This window comes from Shewanella sp. WE21, assembly GCF_002966515.1.
GTDB lineage: Bacteria > Pseudomonadota > Gammaproteobacteria > Enterobacterales > Shewanellaceae > Shewanella > Shewanella oncorhynchi.
Window position 1 is genome coordinate 931,213 of record NZ_CP023019.1, and the last position, 20,973, is coordinate 952,185.

Annotated in this window: 20 protein-coding genes and 1 pseudogene; 11 read left to right on the forward strand and 10 right to left on the reverse strand. The window is 43.7% G+C overall.

Translation table 11 applies throughout. The features are described 5' to 3' along the window. Positions 1-18: 18 nt before the first annotated feature. Positions 19-444 (forward strand): HPP family protein, encoded by a 426-nt coding sequence (locus tag CKQ84_RS03935; RefSeq protein ID WP_105250180.1) that lies wholly within the window; start codon positions 19-21, stop codon positions 442-444. A 99-nt stretch (positions 445-543) separates the two neighbouring features. Continuing rightward, complete coding sequence (locus CKQ84_RS03940) at positions 544-1,149, forward strand: DUF4274 domain-containing protein (RefSeq protein WP_105250181.1); 606 nt, start codon at positions 544-546, stop codon at positions 1,147-1,149. A gap of 27 nt (positions 1,150-1,176) precedes the next feature. Here CKQ84_RS03940 and CKQ84_RS03945 read toward each other — a convergent pair whose 3' ends face one another. After that, positions 1,177-2,538: an MATE family efflux transporter gene (locus tag CKQ84_RS03945; protein WP_105250182.1), complete on the reverse strand. Its 1,362-nt coding sequence runs from the start codon at positions 2,536-2,538 to the stop codon at positions 1,177-1,179. A 412-nt stretch (positions 2,539-2,950) separates the two neighbouring features. Here CKQ84_RS03945 and CKQ84_RS03950 point away from each other — a divergent pair, with 412 nt between their 5' ends. Beyond that, positions 2,951-3,868, forward strand: a complete 918-nt coding sequence (locus tag CKQ84_RS03950) for an alpha/beta hydrolase (RefSeq protein WP_105250183.1) — start codon at positions 2,951-2,953, stop codon at positions 3,866-3,868. Positions 3,869-3,951: 83 nt separating this feature from the next. On the opposite strand, the gene lgt is transcribed toward CKQ84_RS03950, so the two are convergent. Beyond that, on the reverse strand, positions 3,952-4,731 hold the full coding sequence (gene lgt / locus CKQ84_RS03955) for a prolipoprotein diacylglyceryl transferase (protein WP_105250184.1): 780 nt from the start codon (positions 4,729-4,731) through the stop codon (positions 3,952-3,954). Positions 4,732-4,946: 215 nt separating this feature from the next. Next, positions 4,947-5,417 (reverse strand): cupin domain-containing protein, encoded by a 471-nt coding sequence (locus tag CKQ84_RS03960; protein ID WP_105250185.1) that lies wholly within the window; start codon positions 5,415-5,417, stop codon positions 4,947-4,949. 381 nt (positions 5,418-5,798) lie between these two features. Here CKQ84_RS03960 and CKQ84_RS03965 point away from each other — a divergent pair, with 381 nt between their 5' ends. Beyond that, on the forward strand, positions 5,799-6,707 hold the full coding sequence (locus CKQ84_RS03965; RefSeq protein WP_105250186.1) for a GGDEF domain-containing protein: 909 nt from the start codon (positions 5,799-5,801) through the stop codon (positions 6,705-6,707). Positions 6,708-6,867: 160 nt separating this feature from the next. On the opposite strand, the gene CKQ84_RS03970 is transcribed toward CKQ84_RS03965, so the two are convergent. Both CKQ84_RS03970 and CKQ84_RS03975 read right to left on the reverse strand, forming a co-directional pair. Then, a complete protein-coding gene (locus tag CKQ84_RS03970; protein WP_105250187.1) occupies positions 6,868-9,057 on the reverse strand; it encodes an OsmC domain/YcaO domain-containing protein in 2,190 nt (729 codons plus the stop codon). Between the two features lie 259 nt (positions 9,058-9,316). Beyond that, complete coding sequence (locus CKQ84_RS03975) at positions 9,317-9,547, reverse strand: hypothetical protein (RefSeq protein WP_028759369.1); 231 nt, start codon at positions 9,545-9,547, stop codon at positions 9,317-9,319. 285 nt (positions 9,548-9,832) lie between these two features. Between CKQ84_RS03975 and CKQ84_RS03980 the strand changes: the two genes are divergently transcribed. After that, a complete protein-coding gene (locus CKQ84_RS03980) occupies positions 9,833-11,497 on the forward strand; it encodes a methyl-accepting chemotaxis protein (protein WP_105250188.1) in 1,665 nt (554 codons plus the stop codon). Positions 11,498-11,704: 207 nt separating this feature from the next. Beyond that, the gene (locus CKQ84_RS03990) at positions 11,705-11,884 is read left to right on the forward strand and encodes a DUF6435 family protein (protein WP_105250190.1); all 180 of its coding nucleotides are present in this window, start codon (positions 11,705-11,707) and stop codon (positions 11,882-11,884) included. Between the two features lie 31 nt (positions 11,885-11,915). On the opposite strand, the gene CKQ84_RS03995 is transcribed toward CKQ84_RS03990, so the two are convergent. Next, entirely contained in the window at positions 11,916-12,332 is a 417-nt protein-coding gene (locus CKQ84_RS03995; RefSeq protein ID WP_105250191.1) for a ribosome recycling factor family protein, read from the reverse strand. Between the two features lie 169 nt (positions 12,333-12,501). Then, a complete protein-coding gene (locus CKQ84_RS04000; RefSeq protein ID WP_105250192.1) occupies positions 12,502-13,389 on the reverse strand; it encodes a LysR family transcriptional regulator in 888 nt (295 codons plus the stop codon). A 99-nt stretch (positions 13,390-13,488) separates the two neighbouring features. On the opposite strand from CKQ84_RS04000, the gene CKQ84_RS04005 reads away from it, so the two are divergent. From CKQ84_RS04005 to CKQ84_RS04020, 3 genes are all read left to right on the forward strand, one after another. After that, complete coding sequence (locus tag CKQ84_RS04005; RefSeq protein WP_105250193.1) at positions 13,489-14,112, forward strand: short chain dehydrogenase; 624 nt, start codon at positions 13,489-13,491, stop codon at positions 14,110-14,112. A 165-nt stretch (positions 14,113-14,277) separates the two neighbouring features. After that, a complete protein-coding gene (locus CKQ84_RS04010; RefSeq protein ID WP_006080205.1) occupies positions 14,278-14,523 on the forward strand; it encodes a DUF3297 family protein in 246 nt (81 codons plus the stop codon). A 388-nt stretch (positions 14,524-14,911) separates the two neighbouring features. Further along, the gene (locus CKQ84_RS04020; protein WP_105250194.1) at positions 14,912-15,442 is read left to right on the forward strand and encodes an SMI1/KNR4 family protein; all 531 of its coding nucleotides are present in this window, start codon (positions 14,912-14,914) and stop codon (positions 15,440-15,442) included. 189 nt (positions 15,443-15,631) lie between these two features. Here CKQ84_RS04020 and thrS read toward each other — a convergent pair whose 3' ends face one another. Beyond that, positions 15,632-16,828 carry a threonine--tRNA ligase gene (thrS, locus tag CKQ84_RS04025; RefSeq protein WP_105250195.1) on the reverse strand — a complete coding sequence of 399 codons (1,197 nt, stop codon included), beginning with the start codon at positions 16,826-16,828 and terminating at the stop codon, positions 15,632-15,634. 393 nt (positions 16,829-17,221) lie between these two features. Beyond that, positions 17,222-18,037 (reverse strand): ABC transporter substrate-binding protein, encoded by an 816-nt coding sequence (locus CKQ84_RS04030; protein WP_251071007.1) that lies wholly within the window; start codon positions 18,035-18,037, stop codon positions 17,222-17,224. Positions 18,038-18,137: 100 nt separating this feature from the next. On the opposite strand from CKQ84_RS04030, the pseudogene CKQ84_RS04035 reads away from it, so the two are divergent. Together CKQ84_RS04035 and CKQ84_RS04040 are read left to right on the forward strand one after the other, a co-directional pair. After that, a pseudogene (locus tag CKQ84_RS04035) lies at positions 18,138-18,203 on the forward strand (DUF3297 domain-containing protein); the annotation flags it as partial. A gap of 161 nt (positions 18,204-18,364) precedes the next feature. Then, the gene (locus CKQ84_RS04040; RefSeq protein WP_105250197.1) at positions 18,365-18,925 is read left to right on the forward strand and encodes a DUF2726 domain-containing protein; all 561 of its coding nucleotides are present in this window, start codon (positions 18,365-18,367) and stop codon (positions 18,923-18,925) included. Positions 18,926-19,417: 492 nt separating this feature from the next. Here CKQ84_RS04040 and CKQ84_RS04045 read toward each other — a convergent pair whose 3' ends face one another. Next, positions 19,418-20,737 carry an SGNH/GDSL hydrolase family protein gene (locus tag CKQ84_RS04045; protein ID WP_216822574.1) on the reverse strand — a complete coding sequence of 440 codons (1,320 nt, stop codon included), beginning with the start codon at positions 20,735-20,737 and terminating at the stop codon, positions 19,418-19,420. Positions 20,738-20,973: the final 236 nt, after the last annotated feature.

Genomic DNA, 20,973 nt, shown 5'->3' on the forward strand with positions numbered 1-20,973 from the left:
AAGAAAAGGAATTTAACAATGAAAGTCAGCGATATTATGAGTGATCAAGTCATCTGCATCAGCGATGGCGCCAGCTTGAAAGATGCCCACCATCTGATGCAAACCCGTGGCGTACGCCACTTACCCGTGATTTCTGAAATTGATGGCACCCTCGTTGGCGTACTCACCCATAAAAAGATGATCGCCAGCGTGATGACTATGTTGAACAAGTACGGCCAAGGCGCGCTCGAACGTAAAGAGCGATACACGCCAATCACGACAGTGATGGATAAAGAGTATCAGCATCTCACCGCCGACGAGCCCTTAACTGTGGTGGTGGAATATTTTATCGAGAACAAACTTGGTTGCCTGCCCGTCGTCGATGCCGATAAAAAAGTGCTCGGTATCGTCACTTCATCGGACTTTATTAAGCTGTGCCGTACCCTACTGCAACAGCAAGCGTAACGTTTTACGCTCCTTTTCTTCTATGTCAGCCTTTTACTACGTAAAGGCTGGCGTTGTATTTTTTATAAACTGTATTTTCTATAAAAAGAAAGGATTCCCTTGGCTAAATTACTCTCCCAGGAACAATTTATTCGCGCCTATGAATGCGCAGAATTTGGCTGTTTTGCCAATCAACAACAACTCGCCAAATTACTCGCCGATCCCGATTACGACTTTTTACATCAAGACAGTACCTACTTTGGCAAAGCGGCGACGCAAATCACCTGTATCAGTGACTTACAAAGTATGGAGGAATTGCATTTTGTCGCGGCCAACTTGAATTGGGATAACGATGATCCCGACATGGTCAGGGCGATTATCGAACATCCACTCTGCGACGCAGGTACCGCCTTATTACTCTACTGGTACGGACAAGGCTTTTATTACTCCACGCCAGAGACGCTCGATACACCTTTTGGACAGCTATTCAAAACCATAACCGATAGATTTGTTGAGCGCGGCTATGCCAGTTATAAAATCCATTTTGACCCGATTAAAGAATGTTTTATGCCCTCATTAGAAGACGTTCTTACTAGAGGATGCCAAATTCCAGGGGCTATTTTTGCCCCCTACAGCACTATGGAAATCGAAACCTATGAAGGGCATCCAAGGTATCTACAATTTAAAAATGAACTACTGAAATCGGGCAAATGGGGCAACCAATAAGTGCTGACCTTTTGTTATCAGCGCGGTTTAAGCTAGGGTTACTGGCGGAATACGCGTAAAACGCTGCCAGCGACCCGAGCGCCAACGCTGCACCATAATCAATCCACGCACCCACTCATCTGCCGCAACGGCAAGCCAAGCAGCCAACACGCCATAACCTAAATGCAAGCCAAAGAACCAAGCAAAAAATACCCCAATACCCCACATGCTAAAAAGACCTATACGCACAGGGAACGCCACATCACCGGCGCCCTTGAGCGCCGAGATAATTACCAGATTAAACACTCGCCCAGTTTCAAGGGCGATAGAACCTGCGAGCAATAACGCTGTTAATTGGATGACTTCTTCGTTTTCACTCAACCAGCCGACAATAACGAATCGCTGCCAGTAGAAGACTAATACTATGGTCAGTGAAGCGACAAAGCCCACCAAACAGTAACGCTGCACCCGAGTGGTGATTTCATCGAACCATTGTTTACCTACATAGTATCCAGTCTGAATTTGCGTCGCCTGCCCGAGTGCTACCGCAAAACAATAGATAAAACGGCTAATATTCAAGCCATAGGTGTAGGCCGTGAGCGATAAAGTGCCCATCTGGCTGATAAAGTAGATGATGGTCATCTGAGCCACATTGTAAGACAGCATCTCGCCAGCATTGAGCAGGCCAATACGCATCACACTCCAATAAGTGCTGCGCGGTAAAAGCTTAAGTCTTTGCAGTGGCAGCGGAATTTGCTTATGCCGGATCACCATCAACATGATACACGCACCGATGATCTGGCTGGTCACTGTCGATATCGCCACCCCAGTTACTCCATAAACAGGTAAACCAAAGGGTGAATACAGGGCAATATAATTACCGATCACGTTCATTAAGCCTGTGCTCGAGGTGACTAACATGGCCGAGCGGGTAAAACCGTAACTACGCAAAATAGCAGCGAAGGCAATGTTCATCACTAGCCCTATGCTCAAGCTGCCGCAAATCACTAAATAGTCATATCCAAAACCAGCCACATCGTGCTCAAGCGCAAATAAGCCGATAATGCTCTTAGCACCAAAGAACATAGATGCGCCCATGACCAAGGCTAATACCAAGCTCAATACGACACTCGCCACCCCGATATCGACAGCCTGCTGCGGTTGGCCTGCCCCATTGCTTTGGCTAATCAAAATACTTGCGCCCGTACTCACCATCATGGACATGACCATCATGAAGAACATCAACTGAGTCGTTAGTCCCACCGCGGCAACCGCATTATCGGAATAATGGCTCAGCATAAAGATATCGCTGATCCCAAGCAGAGATTGCAACAAGGTCTCGATAAAAATCGGCCACGTCAGGGCAACTATGCCCATGCGCTGTTGCAATGTTTTGGGTGCTTTTGCCACGAAAGATTCCTGCAAATAGAGAACGAATAACGAGTGTGATCGCTGGCTCAATGTGTCGCTCAAACAGCATCTTGGCAACCTATATTTTAGCCAATAGACTGAAACCCACTTTCACAAATAGACATCAAAGTGCTATCTAACGCACAATCAGGCGGACATTTAAGCGCATTAAGCCTGACAGTCAATTAAGTTGGTAATTTTCTTACAAGATACCCTACAACTCAATCTGTAATAGTGAAAAAGATGCCGACTGCAACCGTATTCATTACTAAGTTAATACCAAAGTTAATTTCCGCAATCATGATAGAGCTCATGGCTGAGTGTGAATCTAGGCTACCAATTCAATTAAGCTGCCGATAAACTCAGCCCATTGCAGAACAGCCGAGCGCACTAAAAATTGAGGGAGTATTAAATGAGCCAACTCTATTTAGAAGAGGGAATTAAACAATTGGTTAGCGAGTTTATCGCGGCGGGTTGCCCATCGGTGCGAGAGCAAACCATTGAGCAACGTAGGCAAGGTTATATCGCCAGCACTGTACTCGCAGGTGAGCCTGAAGAGGTGTTCGAGGTTAGATCTATTTCCATCGATGGCGCAGAATTAACTCTGTTCAAACCCTCGGCGGCAAACAATTTACCTATCGTCATTTACTACCATGGTGGCTGTTTTGTCAGTGGCGGCGTTGAAACCCACAATCAACAACTGCGAAAACTCGCCAATGATTCTGGCGCACTGGTGATCGCCGTTCGCTATCGCCTCGCCCCAGAACATGTTTATCCCGCTGCCCACGACGATGCCTGCCATGCAGCAGAAGTCATCTATCAACATTGCCACCAATGGGGCGGTGATAACACCAAGATCACCCTAATGGGCGACAGCGCCGGCGGCCATTTAGCCCTAGTCACTTGCCTACGTTTAAAAGCCAAAGGGCAATGGTTGCCACAGAAACAAGTACTTATCTATCCTATGCTCGATGCCACCGCGAAGAGCCAAAGCTATAGCGACAATGGCGAGAAATACATCATCACCCGCGACACCTTGCTAACAGGTTTCGATCTGTATTTAGATTGGCACCCCAGAACCGATGCCGAAGCCAGTCCACTACGCCGTGATGACTTAGCAGGCTTACCCGAAACCCATATCATCACCGCCGAATTCGATCCACTCGTCGATGAAGGTGAACAGCTATTTAAGAATCTATTAGAGGCTGGCGTCAATGCCCACTGCCGTCGTTATCTTGGCGTCATCCATGGCTTCTTCCAACTCTCGGGCGTGAGCCGTTCCGCTCGGGATGCCATGGTGCAGGTGACCAATATAGTGAAGACAGCCTAACGTCATACTTGATGATTAATTCATTCATAAAAAAGGCTTTCTATCTAGATAGAAAGCCTTTTTTAACCGTTTGATATTCAGATTTAAACGGTTTTCTTTCGATACGCCAAGAACAACAAGACTATACCTACGGCTAAAAACGGTAAGCTCAAAAGTTGTCCCGCACTTAAGAAAGTTTCAGAGTAAGCCGCTTGGCTAACTTTAATCGACTCAATCGCAATTCGCGCACTAAACACCGACACCAGAAACAGGCCGAAAATAGCCCCATGTCTTTGTTTAATCTGCGTGTATTGATACAAAGCATACAGACCAATAAAGATAGCTAAATAAGCGAAAGCCTCATAGAGCTGTGCTGGATGTCTTGGCAACATGTCGACACGGGCAAATATAATGCCCCAAGGTTGAGTCGTAGGATCGCCTAAAATCTCTGAGTTGGCGAAGTTTGCCATACGCACAAAAAAGCCAAAAATGGCAGTGGCGATAGCGAGTCTGTCCAACAAAAACAGGAAGGGTAGCTTCACTTTACGTTGGTAATAATACAAGGCAAGAATCGCGCCTAAACCACCACCGTGGCTGGCGAGTCCGCCTTCCCAAATCGCCAAGATTTTAAGCGGATGAGCAAAGTAATAAGTCGGATCGTAGAACATACAATGGGCCAAACGCGCGCCCACAATAATGCCAACCACACAATAAATCAGTAAATTATCAAGGGACTCAAGATCGAGATTTTCCTTGATATAAATCCGCTTCATCACCTGAAAACCAGCAGTAATAGCAAGAGCAAACAGGACTCCATACCAATGTATTTTTAGTCCCATAAACGAGATTAATACAGGATCGAGCTCCCACACTAAGTGTTCCAAATTCAATTACTCCATAACACTTGGTACATAGAGGTACGCCAAAAAGCATGTTTTACGTGGTTAAACGCCAATAGACAAGCCTTGTCGCGGGGATATCTTACTATTGAGTCAAATTTAATGACTCTGAGCGACCTTGGTTTAGCCGAATGAGGCAATGTCAGCCAAGTTACCATTTAACGAATCAACTGGCTAAATTTAACTGACTTTAGCCCCCCCTAACGGCTCAGACGTTGGATGATGTCACTATGCTGTGGATATTGGGCTAACAAAGTTTGTTGGCTAAACAGCTCAAAATCATCAAAGGTAAAACCGGGCGATACCATGCAACCCACTAATGAAAAACCATCTTGATTCATGGCTGAACCAAAGATACAGCCCTTAGGGACTAAAAACTGTGGCCGCTCGCCCGCAGCTATATTAAGCCCTAATTGCGCCGTCGTTAGCCCCCCATCAGGATCAATCATGTAAATCGTCAGCGATTGCCCCGCATGGAAATACCACATTTCATCAGCTGTCAGACGATGGAAATGGGAAGCCTCTCCCGTACGCAGCAAAAAATAGATACTGCTCCATAATGCCCGAGTCTGATCAAATGCCGTTTCTGAACGATAGGATGAGCGGTAATAACCGCCTTCAACATGCTGCTCTAGCGCTAAATGTTTAATAAAATCATCTGCAGTATGCATTATAAATCCCTGTGTAAAATTAAAACCACAATTAAGGCCCTAGATTCTACTCGAAAATCATCTGTCCACTAAGCACTGCAATGAAGCTTTTTGAACATAAGCACAAACGCTAAAGTTCAAGATACGATTGCAGGGCTTAGGTTTTAAGCCTCAACAGGGATACAACTCTGCGCCATCGAACGCTCTGATGCCTTGGTAAAATCGCGACGACAAATAAATTGTACGGCATATTGTTATGGTTTGTTGTTACCCACAAAAGCAGCTAAATTGTAATGAGTTCGCAGGATGCATTCGCGGCTAAAGCGCCAAAGAGTAGTTTATCTATGATGACTTGGACACGCGGACTTAAGGTTGGGTGATTTTCCACAGGGATTTTAATCGATGATCAAAATAGAAGAAATGGCTTTAGTCCTTGATGCACTTCCTGATCCTACTTTTGTTCTGTCAAAAAGTGGTAAATACATTGCCGTCTTCGGTGGTAAAGATGACCGTTATTACCACGATGGTAGTGGCCTAATCGGCTTGTATCTTAGCGATGTGTTAAAGGCTGATAAACTCAAATACTTTTTACAGGTTATCGAAAGTGCATTAACCAGCCGAAAATTACTGATCGAAGAATATGAATTGAGCAATAAAGATGTCAAAGGCTTACCCGATATAGGCCCTGAACAACCCATTTGGTTTGAGGGACGCATTCAAGCACTAGACTTTCTGGTTGATGATGAGCCAGTGGTGCTTTGGGTCGCCAGTAATATTTCCAAGCGGCATGAGCTTGAACTGCAACTTCGTCAACTAAGCGATACCGATCAACTGACAGGGCTTTATAACCGTCGCCGCTTAGAACGTGATTTAACCTTCCAATTCGATATATTTCAGCGCCACCGTATTCCCACCTCAATCTTGATCCTCGATTTAGACCACTTAAAGTCCATCAATGATCAGTTGGGTCACTATGCAGGCGATCAAATCATCATCGCAGTTGCCGAAACCTGCCGAACTCAATTTAGAAAAACCGATAGCGCGTATCGTTTTGGTGGCGATGAATTTGTGATTGCCCTACCTGGGGTAGAGCATTCGCAAGCGGTTGAATTTGCAGAATACCTCTGCGATTGCTTTTACACTGAACTGCAAAAATATGCGGTCAATGGCTTGTTTGCCACCGTAAGCATTGGAGTCGCCTCTATCGAACCATTGGATAAGTCCTATGAAGAAACGCTTAAGCGGGCCGATGCGGCCTTGTATCAAGCTAAACGTAACGGTAAAAATCGAGTTATATCAAATACAGCCTAAGCGGGCTGAACATTTCAAACCACACATAGCAATAACAAGCGCCCTTAATAAATGATAGCCACAAGTGCTCATAAGAAGCGCGAATCAAAAGAGCAACAAACAAAAAAGCGAACCAAAAGGTTCGCTTTTAAACACATTAAGCTAATGCCAAATAACAGAATTAATTCAGGTCTTTCGCAGCTTTACGGGCTTGATGCAACTTCTTATAGCTTTCAATCAATCTTAAATGCGGCTCAATGCCTTCGAGCTGCATGCTGGTCTTAGTTAAGCCATAAAAACGCACTTTTCCTGTGACTGAGCCAACGACGTTGTCCATCACTTCTTTACCGAACATACGGTTGAAGTTATGGATAAAATCATCAAGTTCTAACTCTTCATCTAAGGTCACTTCCAGCACAGCATTCATGGCTTGGTAGAACAGGCCACGTTTAACGGTATTGTCGTTAAACTGCAGGAACTCACCGACCAGCTCAATCGCGTCTTCATGTGCACCGAGTGCCAAATAAATCAGGATCTTAAGCTCAATAATCGTCAGTTTTCCCCACACGGTATTTTCATCAAATACAATGCCGATTAAGGTGCGAATATCCGTGTAGTTATCGAGTTGGCTTTCTTCTAAACGGTTGACCAAATTAGCCAATTGCTTAGTGCTTAACGAATGTAGATTTAAGATATCTTCACGGTACGCCAGCGCCTTGTTGGTGTTATCCCAAATCAAATCATCAACTGGATAAATCTCAGAGTAATCAGGTACTAAAATACGGCACGCCGATGCGCCTAAATCGGTAAACTCGGCGATATACACCTCTTTACCTAACGCTTCTAAGATCCCAAACAGGCCGTCAGCTTCTTCTTCGCTAGTGCCAGAAAAATCCCATTCGCAGAATTCATAATCAAATTTACTGCTAAAGAAGCGCCATGAAATCACTCCTGTTGAATCAATAAAGTGCTCAACAAAGTTTTCTGGCTCGCTAACCGCCATACTGTTAAAGGTCGGTTTTGGCACATCATTTAAGCCTTCGAAGCTACGGCCTTGCAGCAATTCAGTTAAGCTACGCTCTAACGCCACTTCAAAGCTTGGGTGCGCGCCAAAAGAGGCGAATACACCGCCAGTTTTCGGGTTCATCAGGGTGACGCACATCACTGGGAACTGGCCGCCGAGTGAGGCATCTTTAACCACAACCGGGAAACCTTGCTCCTCTAAACCGTTAACGCCCGCGAGGATGCTTGGGTACTTTTCTAGTACAGACATAGGCACATCGGGCAGAACAATTTCTTGCTCAATGATTTGACGTTTTACAGCGCGCTCAAAAATCTCTGACAAGCACTGCACATGGGCTTCTTGCAGGTTATTACCCGCACTCATACCATTGCTTAAGAACAGGTTTTCAATCAGGTTCGATGGGAAGTAAACCGTTTCACCGTCAGATTTACGGGTGTAAGGAATCGCACAGATACCGCGCTTAATATTACCTGAGTTAGTATCAATCAAGTGCGAGCCGCAAAGCTCCTCATCTGGATTATAAATCTCTAAGCAATAGTCATCCAAAATACCCGCTGGCAGCGCATCATCTTCCTCTAACGCAAACCACTTTTCATTGGGATAATGCACAAATTCGCTATTGGCGATTTCAGTCCCGAAGAATTGATCATTATAAAAAAAGTTGTTATTCAGACGCTCAATAAACTCGCCGAGTGCCGAGCACAGCGCGCTTTCTTTGGTCGCGCCTTTACCATTGGTGAAACACATTGGCGAAGCCGCATCACGAATGTGTAGTGACCACACATTCGGCACGATATTGCGCCATGATGAGATCTCTATCTTCATTCCAAGATCGGCGAGCATGCCCGTCATATTGGCAATGGTTTGCTCCAGCGGCAGATCTTTACCCAGAATAAAGGTGCTCGATGCGCCATTAGGCTGACCCATTAACATGGCATTGGCGTCTGAATCTAGGTTCTCAACGGTTTCAATTTTAAATTCTGGGCCAGTTTGCACCACTTTTTTAACGGTACAACGGTCAATCGAGCGCAAAATACCTTCGCGATCTTTCTCCGAAATATCTTCGGGTAACTCAACTTGAATTTGGAAAATCTGATTGTAGCGATCTTCTGGATCAACAATATTATTCTGCGACAGTCTAATGTTATCCGTTGGAATATCACGGGCTTTGCAATATACCTTCACGAAATAGGCCGCACACAGGGCTGACGACGCTAAGAAATAGTCAAACGGACTAGGGGCAGAACCATCACCTTTGTAGCGGATTGGCTGATCGGCGGTCACGGTAAAATCATCAAACTTGGCTTCAAGTCTAAGATTGTCGAGAAAATTAACTTTGATTTCCATTGAATATGATTTCCACTAAATATGCGAGTCTGTAGCAGCCCATCGACCAAGTCGCGTCATTGGTAATGAGTCATTAAGGGGGGAATTATCGGTGTTTTTGGCCCATTAGTCTTGGGTTAATTATGTTAAAAACCATAATCAGGGCATTTACGGCTGAGCTTGGCGGTTTGAATAGCAGAGTTAAGCGAGTACTTAGATTGAGTCTCAAGAAGGCGAGGAAACCAATGAGTCGCAGAGTAACACTCTGTGCAAAAACACATTATGGATGTTTTTCAGTTTCTCGTTTAACCAACAGAAAGGTTAAATACATCTTAGTCGGTAATGACAACGCCATGCCAAAGGCGACACACATAGCGCTGATAATAATCCCTTGCACGCCCATCGCCTCAACAGTTTCATTAAAGTTATGCAAGTAGATGCCCAGCGCAATAAGACAAATACCCACACTAATGCAGATTTTCAACGTTAGGATCAGCTTTTCATTCGTCACAACCCTGCCCTTACTGTTCGCCACTATCTACACCAGCCTGCACCAGCTCTAGCTAATTTTGCATCAACTTTAGCTAATATAGTGAACTCATTGGGCCCATAAAGTGTTGATAAAGATCAAAAGAAAGGCCTAGATTCACAGCATAGTTAACGATTTTGGAATAAATCAACAGCGCGCATTTTATCGATTTCCATTAATTTTTTGTTAACTTAAGCACTTAAGAATGCGGGAAATTAGCTATACTGCCCTGCAATAAAAGAGATGTTCATCATGGAGTCGTCAAGCATGTCTAATTTCAGCCTACGTAATAAATTACTGCTGTTGTCGTTATTCCCTTTAATTTTTACTTTGTTCGTACTCATGACAGTTTCTTACTATGTCGAAAAAGACGCCCTTGCAGATGAAGTGACGACCTTTAGAACTAAGCTCATCGGTGAACGTAAAACACAAATAAAAGAAGCCACCGAAATTGCCGCAGGAATAGTGCAGTATCAGTTGTCTTTAAAAGAAAATGGCAATGTAAACCAAGCGCTACGTGATATCCGTTTTGGCAGTTCTGGTTACTTCTTTATTTACGACTCCCAAGGTAAAAACCTGTTCCATGCCGTCATGCCTAACCTCGAAGGGCAAAATAAAATTGATATGACAGATCCCCGCGGCACTAAAATCATTGTCGGTTTACTCGATGCCGCTAAAAAAGGGGACGGTAACTTCTCGTTCTACTTTCAAAAACCCAATACCAATGAGCAAATTGAAAAAATCGGTTACTCCATGATGATCCCTGGCACAGACTGGATGCTAGGCACGGGAGTCTATATCGATGATATCGACACTGTCGTTGAGGATTATCGTGCGACGGTCACTGAGCAGATGATCGAAAAATCCTATGCCATTCTGTTAATTGCGCTGTTACTCGCCGCGATTACTACCGTTGTTATTCTGATCACCGCCCAACGTATGGTCGCACCAATTAAAAATATGGCGAATAACTTAAACGATATCGCTAAAGGCGAAGGCGATTTAACCAAACGTCTTATTGTGAAAGGTGAAGATGAAATTGCACAACTCGGCCAATCCTTTAACCTGTTTGTCGATAAACTCCAAACCATCATAGGCGATGTGGCAAACGCGACGGCTAAAGTTAAAACCGCCGCCAACGCGATTCACGATCAAACCAAAGTCATGTCGAGCCAACTCATCAGCCATAACAATGAAACTGATCAAGTGGTTACCGCCATCACTGAAATGTCAGCCACCGCCAGCGAAGTAGCGCAAAATACTACGCAAGTGGCTGAAGCGACTCACGCTGCCACTGGCGATGTAGCCAATGCTCAGCGCTGCGTCGATGCTTCTTTAGAAGAAATTTCGGCTCTCATGGCGCAAATCAACAATGCGGCGGGCAGTATTCAATCTTTGAGCGAACAGTCTAAAAAAATCAACAACGTGCTGTCAGTGATTGGCGGTATTGCTGAGCAAACTAACCTATTGGCATTAAATGCAGCCATCGAAGCTGCCCGCGCCGGAGAACAGGGCCGAGGCTTTGCCGTGGTGGCCGATGAAGTGCGTAACTTAGCGAGCCGAACCCAATCAAGCACTTTGGAAATCAATGAGATGCTAACTGAACTGCACAAGCTTGTCGCACTGGCAGTAAAAACGATGGAAGAAAGTCAGCAAAGCTGCGTGCGCTCGGTAGACTCTTCCCGTGCAATTTCTGAAAGCCTAGGCTCAGTGACATCGGCGGTCACGGCTATTAACGACATGAGCACCCAAATTGCGACGGCGGCCACGGAACAAAGCTCTGTAACCGAAGAAATCAACCGTAATGTGTTCGCCATCCAAGAGATAGTGAATGAGTTACTCCATTCCAGCGAAGATGCTGCCAGAGTCAGCCAGACCGTGTCGCAGGAAGGAATTAACTTAGGTAAGCTCGTCGGTCAGTTTAAGATTTAAAATATTTTCAATGGGTTGTAAGCTAAATAAGACATAGCAACCCATTAGTTTGCTGCAAATGTAAGATAAGGTCTCAGCCTTGCTGAGGCCGATGGCAGTGGAATTGAAGGATTGTGGGATCGTGGGATTTTTTAATTTCAAAAAGTAAAACTTAAATCCCATTGCCTACGTATATAAGTCCAAATACCCAATCCAATAGAAATGGCCATGTTCTCAATATTTAAGAAAAATCCCTTAAAAAAATTAACTCAGCAATATAACGCCAAGCTTGAACAAGCTATGCATGCCCAGAGAAAAGGCGATATTAGATCCTACTCAATGCTGACCGCTGAAGCCGAGCAAATCGAAAATCAATTAAAAGTGTTAGAAACAACAAGCCATAAATAAACCTTCAAAGCAAAAACACTCAGCAGACAAACTACCAAGAGTCAGCTTGAAAACGTGCCAATCTGGCCTCTGTGACTGTGCATTGAGTCAATTGCATCAACTCACCTAAGGTAATCGCAGGATTGTCTGTGATAAGCCGAATCAGCTTAGCGTCTAAGGGCTCTAGCTTATCCGCATGTTGCAGCAAGGCTGACTCCAACTTTTTGATAAGATAACCAAACTGGTCATCTTTGGCCGTTAACTGCTCTGCCTGTAGCTGCTCGGCTTGTAAACGAGCACTGCAGGATTGGATCTTGATCGCCGCGCCAACCATGCACCAATTCCTCGAACGCCGCACACGCTTAAGCTCGCAATCATATTGGGTTGCAATCGCTTGAGCTTGTTTAACCGCCTCCCGCCCAATTCGATGAATAAGCGAGGGCAGCGAGATACTAATGTCGTCGTTCATAACGCTTGGTTCATCGCCGCTCTTTTATGCCTGCATGGGTAAGTAAAAGCCCGCTCGACTTTACATTCAAATACAAAAATTCAATGCGCGGCAGTGTACTCTGACTCACTTTATTCTAAAAGCTCCGCCCTCTGCCGGATAAGATTTGATGCGATTATGCTTTTACTCATTAACCCACATATTTTGAGTGAGTTTCGCACCAAGTTTGTAGCTTATGTTGTAAATCGCGCAGTTTCTTTGGGTAATGGCTCTGCTTGGCATAAACCATATACAACTCATGTGGATAGCATTGCCATTGGGGAACGAGCAAAGTGAGTTTGTGCTGAGCGATATCCTCCTCTACCAAATAATAAGGCAGGCTAGCGATACCTGTACCACTCAAAGTAAGCTGATGCGTAGTGGCATAGTTTGAACTGCACAGTGCAGGCTCAAAAGTGAGCGTGAGACTGTCCCCTGCGAGCGGTTCAAACACCCACTGAGTTTCGCCCGAAGACAATAGACGATAATGGCGTAAATCATCAGGGTGACGAACTTCGGCGGCTGCGGGATGTGCGGGCGAAACCACTAAGACATGACGAATTCTGCCAAGATATCTGGCGATCAGATTATCGCTGTGCGCAATGCTTGTTCTTAAGGCGAGATCAAACTTGCCGAACTCAACATCTTGAATATTCTGCTCAAAACACAGTTCGAGTTTCACTTGAGGATACTCAGCAATAAACTGAAGCAGCATAGGACTCAGCAATTTTTTGCCCAGTTCCGTTGGAGCGGTGAATTTTAAAGTGCCACAGGAGTCCTGCGTTAAATCCTGCACTAAACGTCCAGCTTCATTGGCTAGCCTCTCGATTTCGCAGGCTTTACCATATAACGCTTGCCCTGCTTCGGTCATTGATACTCGCCGAGTGGTTCGGTGGAGTAATTGACAACCCATTTCATCTTCAAGGGATTTAACATGCCGCGACACTAAGCCTTTAGAAGCGCCGAGTTGTTCAGACGCAGCGCTAAAACTGTGCATTTTGGCAACCAGCATAAATGACTGCAGATGAGTGAGATTCATCAATTAAACCCATTAACGAAACAATGTGGTGATTATATGCGCTTTTTCTATTTAATTAACCAGACTATCCTCAATTCGTATTCAATTTAGGAGCATGTCATGAAAATAGTCGTAGTGGGTGCATCAGGCACAATCGGACAAGCCATAGTCAGTTTATTTCATTCAACTCAGCATGAAGTTATTCAGGTAGGGCGAACAACGGGGGATGTCCTGATAGACATTCGGGATGAACATTCACTTCATCAAGGGCTAGAAAAAATCGGTAAAGTCGATGCAATAATTTCGGCCATGGGTGATGTCGTGTTTAAACCCTTCAACGCTATGACCCAAGCAGACTGGTACACAGGGCTCCAAAGTAAGTTATTGGGGCAAATACAGTTAGTGCAAATAGGTAGCCAATACCTCAACGCTGGGGGCAGTTTTACGCTAACCAGTGGCATTATTGCCGATGTCCCAGTAAAAGATGGCATCAGTGCCGCCACAATCAATGGCGCACTTGAGCATTTTGTTACCGCCGTCGCGGGAGAATTACCTGCACAGCAGCGAATAAACATTGTCAGCCCAACGGTATTAAGCGAATCGTTAGCGAGCTATCAGGACTATTTTTCCGGTTTTAGTGCAATCAATGCCGACACATTAGCCAAGGTTTATTTGCGCTCAGTCATGGGCAGAGAAAACGGCCGAGTGCTGAAAGCCTTTTCCAGCTGCGGCACAGTGTCTTAACAGCAGTGTCCTAACAGCAGTGTCCTAACAGCGGTGTCCTAACAGGACAACCGAACCTTGTAACGCAAGGCGCGTAATCAGTCACAGTTAAAGTCTTGAGCGTTGCGCTGGGATTGCCTACAATAGCGCACGCTTTTTCACTATAGACAACGACAGATCACGACCATGACCGACACAACATCATTACCTGCTTTACCGGATCGCCTTTCCGTTAACCCACGCAGCCCACACCATGTGGCAGAAATTTTCGAGCACGATATCGGTATTAAGCTCAACGGCAAAGAGCGTTTTGATGTCGAAGAATATTGCATCAGTGAAGGTTGGGTAAAAGTGCCAAGCAAATCCTTAGACCGTCGCGGCCAACCTCTTTTGCTCACAGTAAAAGGCACAGTTGAAGCCTTTTATCGTTAAGCTTTAGTGCAAAGAGCTGGATCATAAAAACGGCCAATCTAATTGGCCGTTTTTGTTTGCCCAGCAGCAAATGATACTAATTCAATACTACTTGCTGAAACTGCACCAGTGCAGTGAACGACTATTCGGAACAGCTATCTAGTCGGTTTTTGGCGAAATGGATTAAATCAAATAGCATTATGCATGCCTACTTATTTGAATATCATTAAGTTTATTTGGGGATTCGCTAGAGAAAAGCGTTAGAGAGAGAGGAGAAATAGTTGATGTCTCGGTAACTCCAATATATAAAGGTCCTTCCAGAATACCGGCAGGTATAACAGTGAATGCTCAAGGTAGTGGTGGTTTCTTTGAAAGCATTACTCTTCTTAATCCTCGTGGAATGTAGATCATGACCCTATCTGTATTAAATAGCATTTTAGTTCCCCCTAACTTCCCTAATGAATCTGGGATTGGTAACGTTTGGCCTTCTATAGATGAAGGTCTTAGTTTTCCCCGGGATTACATTGCGTTTATTAATCGTTATGGCACAGGAAGAATTGCCGATTTTATAGCGATATTCAATCCATTTACTACGAATTGTGACCTTGATTTTTTTGAGCAGAAGAAATCAATCATTGAGGATTTCAATTACCTTAATAATGAAGACCCAGAGTATTTTAAATATAACCTCTATCCAGACATTAATGGCCTTTTACCAGTAGGCGTAACGGATAATGGTGATTGCATATTTTGGGTTGTTTCCGATCTAAAAGACAGTGAGACATGGGGCACTGCAATAATCGCATCTAGATCGCCAGATGTAGAATATTTTGATGAAAATATAACCTCTCTATTGACTGGTTTATTGTTAAGAAAAATAAGATCAGGATCATTACCTAATAGTTTCCCTCCTAAAAATGTTACCTTTGAAAAAATTTAAACAAAAAATAAATGGTCATCCGCAATAAATCATGGACCGCCACGGCCAACCACTGCTACTCGCAGTAAAAGGCACAGTTGAAGCCTTTTATCGTTAAGCTTTAGCGCAAAGAGCCGGATCATAAAATGAGTAAAGGCTAGCGATGGGAACCCTAGCTAGCCTTAGATAACAAACACCGCCTTCCTTAGGTTATTGTTTGCGCAATAGTTTATCCGCAAGATAGTCAGCTAATTCAGCAAGAGGGATATGAGTCATCACACCGTCTTTGCGGCACTTAACTGACACACACTTCTCGGCCTCTTCTTTATCCCCAACCGTTAAGATATAAGGCACTTTTTGCTTGTGAAAGCGTTTCATTTTGCGGGCAACTGAGTTTTGACTGATATCAACCAACACTCGCATGTCTCGTGCTAAACATAGTGCGGCTAACTGACGGACAAATTGGCTGTTTGATTCATTTACAGAGGCAATAGCAACAGGTACAGGATGTAACCAAACAGGAAGGTTACCCTGTGAGACTTCCAAGAGAATCCCCAACCAACGCTCGATAGAGCCATACATAGCTTGGTGCATAATCACTGGCCGTTCGAATTCACCTTGCTCATTTGTGTACTGAACATCGAATCTTTCAGGCAAATTGAAATCAAACTGGATAGTGCCACACTGCCAGCGTCTTCCCATAGAATCTGTCAGTGACAATTCAATTTTGGGACCATAAAAAGCCCCTTCGCCAGCTTGATACTCGGCATCAAAGCCCTCAATCTGACAGGCTGAATCCAATAGCTTTTGTGCTCGGCACCATTGCTCATCGCTGCCTAATGCCTTCTCAGGTTTAGTCGATATTTTTACGTCTAAATTATGGTAGCCGTAATCACCATAAACCTGCTTTGCACGCTGGAGAAAACCACGTATCTCCTCCTCTGCCTGAGACCAACAGCAAAAAACATGGGCATCATCCTGAGTGAACTGGCGTGCGCGCAGGCAACCATTTAACGAGCCTGAGGATTCATTACGGTGCACCAAGCCAAACTCAAATAGTCGCAGTGGCAAATCTCTATGGCTATGTACCCCGCGCTTAAACAGCAAAATATGGGCAGGACAAGACATAGGTTTTAAAACATATTCATCCATGTTTTCCTTTCCGCCACCGAAAAACATGTTCTCTGCAAACATGTCCATATGCCCAGACGTTTGCCATAACTCCTTCTTCATAAAAACAGGCGTGTTCACTTCCTCAAAACCATTTCGGCGATACACGCGCCTCATGTGCTCTTGAATATCTCGGAATAACGCCCAGCCATTCGGGTGCCAAAAAATCATACCCGGCGCCTGTGGTTCAGAGTGAAATAGGTCAAGTTGTTCTGCAATTTCGCGATGTGTTTTCATCATTCTCTCCTGAGTAAAATCTGAGCGAAATACAAAACCAAGGTATAAAAAAACCCTCTGGCGATTTCGCTCAGAGGGTTTTTTTAAAGACGCAAAAAACTACCCCCCGAGAATTCTCGTGGTGGTAGTGGTGGTGTTAATTGCGCTTACGTATATTTTTTTCATGCGCCAGTAATAACAAATCATCCCTATCGCAGCAAGCATTTTGTTTATAAAAAAATAAATGGCAGACAAAATAAAGACAAAATAAATGGTCATCCGCAATAAATCATGGACCGCCACGGCCAACCACTGCTACTCGCAGTAAAAGGCACAGTTGAAGCCTTTTATCGTTAAGCTTGCAAAGAGCTAGATCACAAAAACGGCCAATTAATATTGGCCGTTTTTGTTTGCCTATTCTACTTCTGCGGCTAAACCATAGGCCTGGTAAATCTGTTTTACACGGCCCGATGCAGCCATATCAAGCAGCGCCCGATTAAGTTCATCGAAAATAGCAGCATGGGTAGAGTTACGGGACATACCAAAATAATGTTCGATCCGATTTGACTGACGGTAATCGGCATAGCTAAAACGATCGTAACCGAGCTGCTTGAAGGCATTCTCAATGGCGGCACGATCGAGCACCACCATAGTGTCGAAACGCCCCATGATAAACATGCGAGCCATGTTTTCATCATCGGTAGACTCAATTTTACGTAGCGCGGGATCCGTATTAAAACGCTCAAAATAAACTGTGCCCCGTTTAACCCCTACAGTAAGCTGATACAAATCCTCATAGGACTTAATCCGTCCTTCCTCGCCGGCTTTTACGAGAAACAAAATATCGCGAGTCTGAGTGCCGATAGGACCAAGAAACCGTACAAATGCCTCTCGCTCTTCGTCTCGTATCGTGCGCGGCACAATGTCGACCGTGCCTACCCGCAACTCATGAATGCTGCGAGCAAAAGGACGCGCGCTCCATTCGACGCGATAACCGACCTTAGCCGCCGCTTCCTCAAGAATATCCTTTAACGGACTCGTCATAGTATTAGTTCGCTCATCAAGCACCATCTCCGGAGGACGATGCCGAAAATCGGCACGCAACACGTTAGAAAAAGTAGCCGATTGCAGCTCAGCGGCGACAATGATGCCCGCGAAAAAACCACAACCAAGCACACACAAAATTGCGTAAACAGAAGGCAACGAAACAAGGATACTTTTAAAATACATAGAGATACCCGCAAATTTATATGTTGCATTTAGCATAACTCAAAAAATCGAAAACTAAAGTGCATAAAACATTAAAATAAATGGCCATCAATAATGAATCTTAGAGCGTCGCGGCCAACCTCTTTTACTCACAGTAAAAGGCACAGTTGAAGCGTTTTATCGTTAAGACGTATGCGTACTGATAATATCGGTACGACTGTTGATGTAGTGGCTAACAAGATGTAATCACTACACTCAAAGACTCATTATTTTTGGCATAAAAGTACTAGCAGCTAACGGATATGTACTTAGCAAGTTACAATGACAATACTAAACAAGGATGTAATGATGAATTCGAATCAATTAATACTTATCGGGCTGGGTTTGGCGATTATCATTTTCGTGCCGCTACTCTTACGCATTTTCACTAATCTGCTTATCCCATCTTCAGATAATAACTATCGCTACCGTAAACAAGACGCCCTATTTTCCAGTGCTGAACGCTCCTTTCTCGGGATATTAGATCAAGCTGTAGGCGAACAATTCCGAGTTCTGGGCAAAGTGCTTATCGCCGACGTTATCACCCCAGAAAAAGGCATGAACCGCAAACACTGGCAAATTGCCTTTAATAGAATTTCAGCCAAGCACTTCGATTACTTACTCTGCGACAAAAACACACTTGAAGTTATCGCCGCCATCGAACTCGACGATAAAAGCCATAAGCAAACACGTACTCAGCAACGCGACCTCCTCATCGAGCAAGCCTGCGAAAGCGCCAAACTGCCATTAATCCGCTTCGATGCCAAACGCAGCTATCAGCTAGAGCTTATTCGCAGCACTATACATGCAGCCTTACCAGCAAAAGCTCACGCAGCTGAAGAGTCGCCAATCATACTGACCGCGGACTAAACATAAACTAAATCCATGAACACTACACATCCTGAGTTTGAGGATGTTAAGCTTGACTCGATTTTTTACCCTTATGCTGCTTTTTGAATTCATGTACATCATGTAAGCGGGCAGCGCTTACTCGTCTAACAGCGCTTGAGATTTAAAGCGGCCTTCCCCAAACGCATCTTTAATACTTGTCTTCACGATTGGCCTTGTGAGCAATTCCTTCAATAAAACAAAGCATAAGCTAGCTAATACTACTTAGCAGCTCATTCTACTCGGCGAGCAACACGTCAAGTAACATGATTTCACCACAGTTCAAAGTATCAGCATTATTCGGGCAATTTAAAAGCTGTGCTAAAAAATGCAAAAAGATGTGGCTTTACTGGCTTAAATTATAACTGACTCAATTGACTCATGGAGGTAAAGCAGCTTTGACTGGCTTACCTCCATATTATTGATTATTTAGAGATATATTTAACCACAATATCTTACTCGCCGACTATTCTGTTAATGACGATTAAAAAAACCTGTTTCAATAATCTTATCCGCAAAAACTTTATGCACTGCAGTCGTTGGATGAGTGATCCCCCAAAACAGATACTTATCAGAGCCATAGTAGGCGCAATCTTTTGTTAAGCTGTGTGACAACAAATAATCCTTACTACTATCTCTATTGATATCTAAGCAAGCATCTGTGACATTAACAAAACCATACTCTTTAGGATTTTGAATAATTTCATCAAAGATAGAATGAGCATCAAACAACACAAGATCTATACCTTTTGCTTGATACAACAGAGCTTGCTGTTTAATAAAGCCATTGAACTCTTCAATTTTTGATTTTATTTTTACAATATTATCTTGAGTAGAATACTTGAACTGTGGTGCGCGCGTAGCATCAGGCAATGTGAATAAAATAATATGCTGAGCTCCGCCTTCATCAACTAAACGTTTTAACCCATCACTTAAGTTCTGACTCACATCTTTAACCTCACGATTATAATTCATAAAATCATTAAGGCCAATTTCAAGTGTAAATAACGTATTTGCAGGCTGGTAATTTTCAGCCTTTTTTAAATAATGAAAATAGGATTGTATTTGATGACCTAAACCGGGAATAATCTTATATTCATCAATACCTGCGGCCCCGCCAACAGACCAATTATACAGAGGAATATTCTGCGATTTAGCTAAATATTCCGGCCATACAAATCCATTAGAAAAATGCCCTAAAAACCAAGAGTTAGGATTTGGAAATCGCCACTCAGAACCATTAAATAGATTTCCCGTATCAGACAAACTATCACCAAATGCGATAATTTTGTTAATTTTATTCCCTTGATCCGCCTTATCTTGCGTCCAGATAGTCTGATTAAATGACAATTTTTCATTAGCAGCAAAGAAGGTAATGTCTGCGACTTCGTTGTTTGAAACCCCTAATGTATCGACACACCGTTGCATGATTTCATCTTGTGACGTCTCTGTATAAAACATATTTTTACCCGAAAGCTTATGTCTCCAAGCACCTTGAATAGAATAATATTCATCACTGTCCTTTTGCTTTGCCCACCTATGTTCAGTTGCAGGATTATTATGCGTTTGATCTAATCGATACCAACAACGAATATAAGTATGACTGTGACCAGCTTCCAAATGGTTATCTGGACCATCTGTCTCATCTATATCATCTATCTCATCGATATCCGCAGATCTAAGCGTTTCCAATATGCTAGTTTGGCTCTCCATATCATCCCTAAACGTTTCATTAGCAGCCCAAGCAGCTGAAAAAGGTAGGGTTAATGAAAAAAATAATAAAGCCTTATTCATACATTTCCTTAAAAAAAATAAAATCAACACACATAAATTGGCCATAAATTTAAAATTGAGAAACCTAGTCATTCAACAGACTAATAAGTTTTGTCACAGCCAATATCAGAATAAATATTAAGTATGGGAGAATAATGATAAAAAACTCAAAAAAATATTATAATTAGTATGTTGACACTTGAAACTGGTCCGATGAGGCAATATAAAATATCCTTACTAGGGGCAGTTATTTACAT

Bases quoted from the DNA above. Each gene is read 5' to 3' on its own strand.
- CKQ84_RS03935 (WP_105250180.1), top strand. From the start codon at position 19: ATGAAAGTCAGCGATATTATGAGTGATCAAGTCATCTGCATCAGCGAT.
- CKQ84_RS03950 (WP_105250183.1), top strand. From the start codon at position 2,951: ATGAGCCAACTCTATTTAGAAGAGGGAATTAAACAATTGGTTAGCGAG.
- CKQ84_RS03960 (WP_105250185.1), bottom strand. From the start codon at position 5,417: ATGCATACTGCAGATGATTTTATTAAACATTTAGCGCTAGAGCAGCAT.
- CKQ84_RS03965 (WP_105250186.1), top strand. From the start codon at position 5,799: ATGATCAAAATAGAAGAAATGGCTTTAGTCCTTGATGCACTTCCTGAT.
- CKQ84_RS03970 (WP_105250187.1), bottom strand. From the start codon at position 9,057: ATGGAAATCAAAGTTAATTTTCTCGACAATCTTAGACTTGAAGCCAAG.
- CKQ84_RS03980 (WP_105250188.1), top strand. From the start codon at position 9,833: ATGTCTAATTTCAGCCTACGTAATAAATTACTGCTGTTGTCGTTATTC.
- CKQ84_RS03990 (WP_105250190.1), top strand. From the start codon at position 11,705: ATGTTCTCAATATTTAAGAAAAATCCCTTAAAAAAATTAACTCAGCAA.
- CKQ84_RS03995 (WP_105250191.1), bottom strand. From the start codon at position 12,332: ATGAACGACGACATTAGTATCTCGCTGCCCTCGCTTATTCATCGAATT.
- CKQ84_RS04000 (WP_105250192.1), bottom strand. From the start codon at position 13,389: ATGAATCTCACTCATCTGCAGTCATTTATGCTGGTTGCCAAAATGCAC.
- CKQ84_RS04005 (WP_105250193.1), top strand. From the start codon at position 13,489: ATGAAAATAGTCGTAGTGGGTGCATCAGGCACAATCGGACAAGCCATA.
- CKQ84_RS04010 (WP_006080205.1), top strand. From the start codon at position 14,278: ATGACCGACACAACATCATTACCTGCTTTACCGGATCGCCTTTCCGTT.
- CKQ84_RS04020 (WP_105250194.1), top strand. From the start codon at position 14,912: ATGACCCTATCTGTATTAAATAGCATTTTAGTTCCCCCTAACTTCCCT.
- thrS (WP_105250195.1), bottom strand. From the start codon at position 16,828: ATGAAAACACATCGCGAAATTGCAGAACAACTTGACCTATTTCACTCT.
- CKQ84_RS04030 (WP_251071007.1), bottom strand. From the start codon at position 18,037: ATGTATTTTAAAAGTATCCTTGTTTCGTTGCCTTCTGTTTACGCAATT.
- CKQ84_RS04040 (WP_105250197.1), top strand. From the start codon at position 18,365: ATGAATTCGAATCAATTAATACTTATCGGGCTGGGTTTGGCGATTATC.
- CKQ84_RS04045 (WP_216822574.1), bottom strand. From the start codon at position 20,737: ATGAATAAGGCTTTATTATTTTTTTCATTAACCCTACCTTTTTCAGCT.